At 68.8% G+C, this 9,278-nt stretch carries 7 protein-coding genes; 4 read left to right on the top strand and 3 right to left on the bottom strand.

What is annotated here, in order from left to right:
• Positions 1-169 precede the first annotated feature (169 nt).
• Both prfA and PMI01_RS26295 read left to right on the top strand, forming a co-directional pair.
• Complete coding sequence (gene prfA / locus PMI01_RS25265) at positions 170-1,237, top strand: peptide chain release factor 1 (protein WP_035038449.1); 1,068 nt, start codon at positions 170-172, stop codon at positions 1,235-1,237.
• 452 nt (positions 1,238-1,689) lie between these two features.
• A complete protein-coding gene (locus PMI01_RS26295; protein ID WP_007676385.1) occupies positions 1,690-4,812 on the top strand; it encodes a PAS domain S-box protein in 3,123 nt (1,040 codons plus the stop codon).
• 25 nt (positions 4,813-4,837) lie between these two features.
• On the opposite strand, the gene PMI01_RS25255 is transcribed toward PMI01_RS26295, so the two are convergent.
• Positions 4,838-5,368 (bottom strand): GNAT family N-acetyltransferase, encoded by a 531-nt coding sequence (locus PMI01_RS25255; RefSeq protein WP_007676382.1) that lies wholly within the window; start codon positions 5,366-5,368, stop codon positions 4,838-4,840.
• 68 nt (positions 5,369-5,436) lie between these two features.
• Entirely contained in the window at positions 5,437-6,672 is a 1,236-nt protein-coding gene (locus PMI01_RS25250; RefSeq protein WP_007676380.1) for a YihY/virulence factor BrkB family protein, read from the bottom strand.
• Positions 6,673-6,797: 125 nt separating this feature from the next.
• Between PMI01_RS25250 and PMI01_RS25245 the strand changes: the two genes are divergently transcribed.
• Complete coding sequence (locus PMI01_RS25245; protein ID WP_007676377.1) at positions 6,798-7,559, top strand: MOSC domain-containing protein; 762 nt, start codon at positions 6,798-6,800, stop codon at positions 7,557-7,559.
• 164 nt (positions 7,560-7,723) lie between these two features.
• On the opposite strand, the gene PMI01_RS25240 is transcribed toward PMI01_RS25245, so the two are convergent.
• Positions 7,724-7,996, bottom strand: a complete 273-nt coding sequence (locus PMI01_RS25240) for a type II toxin-antitoxin system ParD family antitoxin (protein WP_007676373.1) — start codon at positions 7,994-7,996, stop codon at positions 7,724-7,726.
• Positions 7,997-8,080: 84 nt separating this feature from the next.
• Between PMI01_RS25240 and prmC the strand changes: the two genes are divergently transcribed.
• Positions 8,081-8,950 (top strand): peptide chain release factor N(5)-glutamine methyltransferase, encoded by an 870-nt coding sequence (gene prmC, locus PMI01_RS25235; protein WP_007676371.1) that lies wholly within the window; start codon positions 8,081-8,083, stop codon positions 8,948-8,950.
• Positions 8,951-9,278: the final 328 nt, after the last annotated feature.

The raw sequence follows: 9,278 nt of genomic DNA, 5'->3' as shown, positions 1-9,278 counted from the left end.
GGGGGACCAAAGCCGAGCTGGCCGACGTGGCTTGGGTCCCCCGAACAAGTCGGGGGATGACGGTCCTTGAAAAGGGTGGCGCCCCGCCAAGCTTGGTAGACGCGTGACGCCGGGCCTTTCGAGCGGTACAGAGACCGCCCGCCGTCCTCCAAACATGTGATCCTCGACCTTGCGACTGCCCCAGGCCCGCCTCGACCAAGTTCTCGACCGCTTCCGCGAGGTGGAAGCCCGCATGGGCGCCGCCACCGACGGGACCGAGATCGTCAAGCTCTCCAAGGAGCACGCCGAGCTGCGGCCGGTGGCCGAGGCCGTCCAGGCCCTGGCCAAGCTGGCCGCCGAGCGCGCCGGCCTGGAGGAGATGGCCAGCGACCCGGACATGGCCGCCATGGTTGCCGACGAGATGCAGGCGCTGGACGAGAAGCTGCCGGTCATGGAGCGCGAGCTGGCCCTGATGCTGGCCCCGCGCGACAAGGACGAGAACGCCTCGGCCATCCTCGAAGTGCGGGCCGGCACCGGCGGCGACGAGGCGGCCCTGTTCGCCGGCGACCTGTTCCGCATGTACCAGCGCTACGCCTCGCTGCAGGGCTGGAAGGTCGAGGTCGACAGCGTCTCCGAGGGCGAGATGGGCGGCTACAAGGAAATCATCGCCTCGGTGACCGGCGACGGCGTGTTCGGCCGCTGGAAGTTCGAGAGCGGCGTGCACCGCGTCCAGCGCGTGCCGGCCACCGAAGCCCAGGGCCGCATCCACACCTCGGCCGCCACCGTCGCGGTGCTGCCCGAGGCCGAGGACGTCGAGATCGAGATCAACGACAGCGACCTGCGCATCGACACCTACCGCTCGTCGGGGGCCGGCGGCCAGCACGTCAACAAGACCGACTCGGCCGTGCGCATCACCCACCTGCCCACGGGCGTGGTGGTGACCAGCTCGGAAAAGTCCCAGCACCAGAACCGCGCCCGGGCGATGAAGAACCTGAAAGCCCGGCTCTACGACATGCAGCGCGAGGCGCTGGACACCGCCCGCTCCGACGCCCGCAAGAGCCAGGTCGGCAGCGGCGACCGGTCGGAACGCATCCGCACCTACAACTTCCCCCAGGGCCGGGTGACCGACCACCGCATCAACCTGACCCTCTACAACCTGGCCCGGGTGATCGAGGGCGACGCCCTGGACGACATCATCAAGCCGCTGATCGCCGAGGACCAGGCGGCGCGGCTGGCGAGCCTGGAAGAGGGCTACTAGGGGCCGTGGACGCCTAGCTCAAAGGCGCGCGCGTCCGCGGATATTCTCACGCCCACATCAACCCACGTCCGTCATCACCCGCATGAAGCGGGTGATGACGGGACTTTTGAGTTGAAGACGCGCTCGCGGCGCCCGGGTCGGTCAACAGTCTCCGGCGCCTGGGAGCTCGTGCGTCGTGATGTCGCGGGCGGGCGACGCGGCGGGTCGTGATGCGACGACCTGAAGCGGGGGAAAGCGCCAGATCCCGGGCGGTGACGATGGGAACGCGCGCCGTTTTTCCAAGAGAAGCGCCGGCTGATCGACGGGCCTGTTCCGTCAAGCGGTGCAGCGACCCATTCCAGTGACGCAACCGAAGGGTTAGGTCCATCTGTCGCACCCGGGGGGCGTGACTTTCTGAGGCGTTATTAACTACAGATGGCGAAGGTCGCTGAGAATATCTTGGGAACTTCGCGATGTTCAACGTCTTGCTTTGCATTTCGCACGGACACGATTTGCGACTGGTGGTGATCGCCGCGCTGGTCTGCCTGCCGGCGAACCTGGCGACGTTTTTCCTGTATGCGAAGGCGCTGCTCCCGGCATCGAGGCGCTGGGTCTGGCTGGCCATGGCCGGGGTGGTCGCCGGCGCCGGCGCCTGGACGACCCATTTCATCGCCATGCTGGCCTTCGAGACCGGGCTTCCCGTCGGATACGCGCCGCTGGCGACGATCGGGTCGCTGTTCGTCGGCGTCATCGGCGCGACCCTGGGTCTGGCCGTCGCCTCGGCGGCGGTCGGTCCGCGGCGGGGGCTGAACGCCGTCGGCGGCGGCCTGGTCATCGGCCTGAGCATCGCCTTCATGCACTATGTCGGCATGGCCGGTTACCGGACGACGGGCGTCCTGCAATGGAACGCCGGCTATGTCGTGGCCTCGGTGCTGGTCGGGGCCCTGCTGGCGGGCGCGGCGTTTTTCGTGGCCCGGCCGACGGTTGGTCCCAGGCGCCAGGTGGCGGCCGGCGGCGTGCTCAGCCTGGCGATCATCGGCCTGCATTTCACGGGCATGACCGCCGTGACGATCATCCCCGACTCCAGCATCACCGTGCCCGCCGCCCTGATGTCCGATCCGATGATCGAGGCGGTCACCGCGGCGGTCTCGGCGCTGATCCTGATCATGGCGATCAGCGGCGTGGCCTTCGACGCGGCCAACCGCGGCAATCTCCGGCGCCTGCGCGAGGCGCTGGACGTCATGCCCGAGGGCCTGGCCTTCTACGACGTCTCCGATCGCCTGGTGACCTGGAACGCCCGCTACGCCGATCTCTTCCAGGCCGACGGCGCGGCGCTGACCGTCGGCCTGCCGTTCTCCGACCTGCTGGCGCGGAACATCGCCCAGGGCGTCTATCCCGAAGCCGTCGGGCGAGAGGCCGAATGGATCGCCGAGCGCCTGGCCGCCCGTTGGAGCGGAACGTCCAGCCTCACCCAGAAGACGGCCGGCGAACGCTGGCTGAGGATCACCGAACGCCGCACCGCCGACGGCGGAACCATCTCGGTCAACGTGGACATTACCGACCTGAAGGGCGCGGAGGCGGCGATGGCGCAGGCGCGCGACAAGGCCGAGGAACTGGCCCGGCAGGCCGAGGTGGCCGAGACCGTGGCTGGCCTGGGCCACTGGCGGCTGGACGTCCGCACCCAACGGGTGACCTGGTCGGCCCAGATGTACCGCATCTACGACTTCGACATGAACGCGCCGCTGGACGCCAATGCGATCATGGCCATGACCCACCCCGGCGACGCCGCCGTGATGGCGCGGATTCGACGCCAGCTCGCCTGCTGCGACGCCAGCGAAACCGCGACCACCCGGGTGGTGCGCGCCAATGGCGAGGTCCGGTTCGTGTCGGGGCGGGTCTGCGTCGAACGCGACTCCCGGGGCGAGATCGTCGCCGTCATCGGCACCGTCGTGGACGTCACCGACCAGAAGGCCGCCGAGGCCGCCGTCGTCGAAAGCGAAGCCCGTTTCCGCCGCCTGGCGGTCAATGCGCCGGACATCATCGCCGAAAGCGGGCTCGACGGGGTTCTCACCTATGTGTCGCCCGCCTGCCTGGCCATCACCGGCTTCACCCCGGAAGAACTGGTCGGCCGGACCTTCATCTCGCTGATGGAGCCCGAGGAGGGGCAGAAGGTCCTGAAGATGTGCCAGGCGGTGTTCGCCTCGAAGGGCACGCTCGCGACCTGGCCGGTGGAATTTCGCGCCAGGCACAAGTCCGGCGCCGAGCTGTGGCTGGAATGCAAGCCGACCCTGGTCACCGACCCGCTCACCGGTCGTTTCACGGGCCTGGCCGACGTCATCCGCGACATCGCGCCCCGCAAGGCGCTGGAGGCCCAACTGCGCCTGGCCCAGGCCGAGGCCGAGGCCGCCGCGGCGGTGAAGGGCGAGTTCCTCGCCAATATGAGCCATGAACTGCGCACGCCGCTGACCAGCATCATCGGCTTCACCGGCCTGGCGGTCGAGCAGCCCGACCTGACCGACCTGACCCGCCACTATGTGGGACAGGTCGCCGACGCCAGCCGCGCGCTGCTGTGCACCGTCAACGACATCCTCGACTTTTCCACGCTGGAAGCCGGCCGGGTCAATATTCAGCCTCAGCCGATTTCGCTGGCCAAGTTGAGCCGTTCGACGCTGGACATGTTCTCCCCCCAGGCCGGCGCGAAGAACCTCGATCTCATCCTGGACGCCGACGTCGCTGACGACGATCTGGTCATCAGCGTCGATCCCGATCGGATCCGGCAGATCCTTCTCAACCTGCTCGGCAACGCCGTGAAGTTCACGGCGTCGGGCAGCGTCACCCTGCGGACGCGATACGACCGCGTCGCCCAGGTGCTCGGGGTCGAGGTCGTTGATACCGGAGAGGGCGTTTCCCAGGACAAGCAGGGCTGTCTCTTCAAGCGGTTCTCGCAGATCGACGGCTCGCTGACGCGCGCCCAGGGCGGCACCGGCCTGGGCCTGGCGATCTGCAAGGGCCTGGTCGAGGCCATGAACGGGGAGATTGGGATCAAGAGCCGCGAGGGCGAGGGCAGCCGGTTCTGGTTCAGAATCCCCGCGCCGCTGGCCAGCCTGGCCAAGGCCGACGGCGCGAGGTCGACCGATCAACAGCTGGACCTGGTCGGTGTCCGCGTCCTGGTGGTCGACGACAATCGCGCCAATCGCGAACTGGCGCGGCTGTTCCTGGCCGGGGCGGGCGTCGAGATCTCGGAAGCCGCGGATGGGGAAGAGGCCGTCCAACGCGCCTGTGAGCAGCCCTACGACCTGATCCTCATGGACGTGCGCATGCCCAGGCTGGATGGGCCGGGGGCCCTGCGCCGGATACGCTCATCGCAAGGCCCGAACCTCGCGACGCCAATCCTGGCGTTCACGGCGGATGCGGACCGGGACTCCATCAGGCGGCTGGTGGCGATGGGATTCCAGAACGTGGTGACCAAGCCGCTCAGCCCGAGCGGCCTGATCGACGCGGTGGTCCAGGCGACGGCGTCGAGGCAGGATCGGCCGCCCATGCCGGTTCTCGCGGCGATCTCGGAGAGCGGCCGAGGGGCGCGCCAGCTGCAGTGACCACGGGGCCGCGCGCCCCTTCGTCCTACAGCCCCTTCTCCAGCACCACGAACGACAGCGCTTGCTGCGGCTTGCCGAACCGTTCGCCCACCGGGAACGGCTTGGTCTCGCCGGTCAGCGCATAGCCCCGCCGCTGGTACCAGGCGATCAGGGTGTCGCGCAGATGGACCACGGTCATGCGGACGCGGCGGGCGCCGTGGCCTTGCGCATAGGCTTCGCCGTGGGCCAGCAGGGCGGCCCCTAGCTTGCGGTCCTGGAGGTCGGGGCGGATGGTCAGCATGCCCAGGTACCAGGCGTCGTCCCCCGGGGTGTCGGCGTCCGGCTCCAGCCAGACGCAGCCCAGCAGCGGACCGTCCGCCACGTCGCGCAGGGTCAGCAGGACGGCGCTGGGCGCGGCCGCCAGGTCTTGCTTCAGGCTTTCCAGGTCGATGCGCTGGCCGTCGATATAGCCGGCCTCGGTGGTCCAGCCGGCCTGGGCGCCTTGCCCGCGATAGGCGGAATTGACCAGGGCGACGATGGCGGGGAATTCGGGTTCGGTGGCGGGGGCGAAGATCATGGCGGGGAGCTAAGCCACGACCTTCCAATCTTGCCAAGAGGGGGGGCGATCTTGCCAAGAGGGCGCGATCAGCGTCGGCGGACCGCGCTCCAGGCCTTGCCCGACACCCGCTTCACCGCACCCGCCTCGCGCCGGATCACCTCCCACGGATGGAAGGCCAGGCCCACCGTGTCGGCCATGGCGGCGCCGCGCTCGCCCATCGGCTTTTCCGGGCCGACGGTGGAGTCGATGGCGGTCTGGTGCTCGATCTCGGCGTTCAGCTCGGCGCCGACCAGCACGGTCATGATCGAGAACCACATCCAGACCATGAAGGCGATCACTGCCCCCAGCGGCCCGTAGGTGGCGTCGTAATGGGCCAGGGTGTTGACGTAGAGCGAGAAACCCAGCGACCCCAGCAGCCAGGCGGCGGCCCCGAGCACCGCGCCCCAGATCACCCAGCGCCAGCGCGGCCGGGCCCGGCAGGGGGCGAAGCGGTAGAGCATGGCGAAGGCGAAGGCCGTCACCGCCAGCACGGTCAGCCAGCGCAGCGGACCCCAGATCCCGGCGATCGCGTCCAGGCCCAGGGCCTTGAGGGCGATCGGCGCGGCGATCAGCACGCCGGCCAGGATCGCGGCATAGATCAGGGCGCTGAAGGTGAAGGCGTAGGTCAGGGCGGTCTTGGCGACGAAGTGGCGCTTCTCGTCCTCGTCATAGGCGATGTTCAGCCCGTCGAAGAGCGCCTTCATGCTGGCGTTGGCGCTCCACACCGACAGCAACAGGCTGATGGCGAAGGCCGCGCCCAGCTTGGTCTGTTCCTGGCTGGCCAGGCGCAGCATCTGCTCGCCGACGATCTGCACGACGCTGGCCGGGAAGACGTTGGACATTTCCTGCAGTTGCTTCTCGACCGCACCGACGTCGGCGAACAGGCCGTACAGCGAGACGAAGGCGCCGATCGCCGGGAAGATGGCCAGCAGGGTGTAGAAGGTGACGCCGCCGGCCACGGCCGGCAGGCGGTCGACGCTGACCTCGCGGCCGGTGCGCCAGAGAATGTCGCGCCAGCCGCGCCACGGGATGAAATGCGGATGGCGGGCGGCGCGGCCGCGCTTGGGCTCGGCCTCGTCGAACTCGTGCGGCGGCATCGCCCGGTCCTCGCTCAGGCCGGGCGGATGCTCGATCGGGGTCTCGTGCGTGTCGGGGGGCGAGGCCGGCGCGCGCCGGGGCAGGGCGAAGGGCGTCAGGGCCAGCAGCACGATCCAGGGCGCCAGGTGATAGGGCCGCGAGGCGATCCACGACCGTATGGGACGTCGTGGCGTGTTGTCGGTCATGCGCGGTCTCCCGCATGGGAAATTCCGCAGCGGCGCCCTTGTTCCTAGAGGAGGGGGCTCGCGGAGGGCAAGTTCTTCGCGGCCAAGCCTTGCCTTGGCCCCGATCGTCGCCGACCTTGCCGGACATGCAATCCCAGGTCACCGCCCTCTATCGCCACCCCGTGAAGGGGTTCACCCCCGAGCGGCTGGACCAGGTCCAGCTGACCGCCGGGGCCTGCTTCCCCTGCGACCGGCTCTACGCCGTCGAGGACGGGCCCAGCGGCTTTGATCCGGACGCGCCGGCCCACATCTCGAAGATGAAGTTCACGGTGCTGGCCAAGATCCCGCGGGTCGCCAGGGCCCGCACCGCCTATGACGAGGCGACCGGCATGCTGACCGCCTCGGCCGAGGGCCAGCCCGATTTCGCCGGCGACCTGCGCGGCGCGGCCGGGCGGCGCGGTTTCGAGGCCTGGCTGGCCGGCCTGCTGGGCGACGAGGCGTCGGGCCCGCTGCGCGTGGTCGAGGGGCCGGGCGCCTACCGGTTCATGGACAGCCGCAGCGGCTATGTCTCGATCGTCAACCTGGCCAGCGTCCGCGACCTGGCGGCCAAGCTGGGCCGTCCCGTAGACCCCCTGCGCTTCCGCGCCAACCTCTATGTCGAGGGCTGGTCGGCCTGGGTCGAGAACGACTGGACGGGGCGGACGCTGCGGGTGGGCCAGGCCCGGGCCGAGGTGCTCAAGCCCATCGTCCGCTGCGCCGCCACCCACGTCGACCCGGTGACCGCCGAGCGCGACATCGAGGTGGTCAAGGCGCTGTTCGACCACTACGGCCACATGTTCTGCGGCATCTACCTGAACGTGGAAGAGGGCGGCGCGGTGCGCGAGGGGGATGGGGTCAGCCTCGTCTGACTCCCCCACCCCGTCATCCCCCACCCCGTCATCCCCCAACGTCGTCATCCCCCAACGTCGTCATCCCCCGCTTTATGCGGGGGACCCAAGCTGACTTAGCCGCTTCGGCTTGGGTCCCCCGAACAAGTCGGGGGATGACGGAATTTATTGAACCTCATCCATTCTCAGTCACCGGAATCGGGAAGAGGTTCAGCGTGGTCGGCCTTTCGATTTCGCTCCTCGATAAAGGCGTCGAAGTCGAAGTCGTCGATGAAGCCGCTTTCAACGCCCTTGTTCAGCGTGGCCCTCAGCGCCGCCATCCGCGCCTCATGATTTTCCAGCAGGCGCAGCCCCGCCCGCACGACCTCGCTCGCCGAGCCATAGCGCCCGTCGGCCATTTGCGCCTCGATGAAGGTCTGGAAGTGGTCGCCGAGGCTGACGGATGTATTCTTGCTCATCGGATCCTCCGACCGCCAAAGTACCAAAATCTGGTATCGAGATCAAACTCGCCCCGGCGGCGATGACGCGCTAAGGAGCCGCCCATGACCCTGACCCTCGTCAAAGCCTGGACCGCCGCAAAGGAACGTCTGAAGGACGTCCAGATCGACCAGCCGGCGATCGACGCCCGCCTGCTGCTGGAAGTGGCCGCCGACGTCACCCGCACCGACATCATCGCCGACCCCTACCGGGTGCTGACCGACGCGCAGATGGCGACGCTGGAAAGCTTCCTCGAGCGCCGCGCCGCGCGCGAGCCGGTCAGCCACATCATCGGCCGCAAGGGGTTCTGGAAGATCCTGCTGCAGGTCAACAAGAACGTCCTGACCCCGCGCCCCGAGACCGAGGTCATCGTCGACGAGGTGCTCAAGGCCTTCCCGGAGCAGATGAGCTTCAACATGCTCGACCTCGGCGTCGGCTCGGGCACGATCCTGCTGGCGGTGCTGGCCGAGCGACCGGCCGCCAAGGGGCTGGGGATCGACGTCTCGGAAGAGGCCCTGGCCGTGGCCCGCGAGAACGCCGCCAACCTGGGCCTCGACAGCCGCGCGGCCCTGCTGCGCGGCGACTGGACCGCCGGCCTGGGCGACGACAGCTTCGACCTGGTGGTCTCCAACCCGCCCTATATCGCCACCCACGTGATCGAGACCCTGGAGCCGGAGGTGCGCGACCACGAGCCGCGCCTGGCCCTGGACGGCGGTCCCGACGGCCTGGACGCCTACCGCCTGCTGGCCGGCGAGATCCTGCGGGTGCTCAAGCCCGGCGCGATGTTCGCGGTCGAGATCGGCTATGATCAGTCCAAGGACGTCGAGGCGCTGTTCCGCGAGGCGGGCGCCCACAACGTGCGCACCGTCAAGGATCTGTCCGTGAACGACCGTGTTGTCACGGGGGTGAAAAATCCCTTGGAAACCCCGGCGTGAGGCGGTAGACGAATAGGGCTTCCTTCCAAATCGCCGGGTGAAGGGGAAAGCGGTCGTCGGCTTCGATGATCGCGAGACTCCCCCGGCAGGCGCGAACGGCCGATCGGCTGATCGCCGCGCCCGAACCGGGCGGAGGCTCTACGGAAACCAGCGTCTCAAGAACATCCAAGGCAGAACCGCAGGGTTCCACCCCGCTCAAGAGGCCAAACAGCCGGACGCGACAGTGATCGCCGCCGGACAGGTTCAGAAGAGAACATGAGAGATTTCAAGGGCATGAAGCGCCAGCGCGGCCGCAACAATCGCGGCGGCACGGGTAGCGGCGGCAAGC

Source organism: Caulobacter sp. AP07 (assembly GCF_000281955.1).
Lineage (GTDB): Bacteria > Pseudomonadota > Alphaproteobacteria > Caulobacterales > Caulobacteraceae > Caulobacter.
Note: the sequence above shows the minus strand (reverse complement) of the source record. Positions and strands in the feature narration are given on the sequence as shown.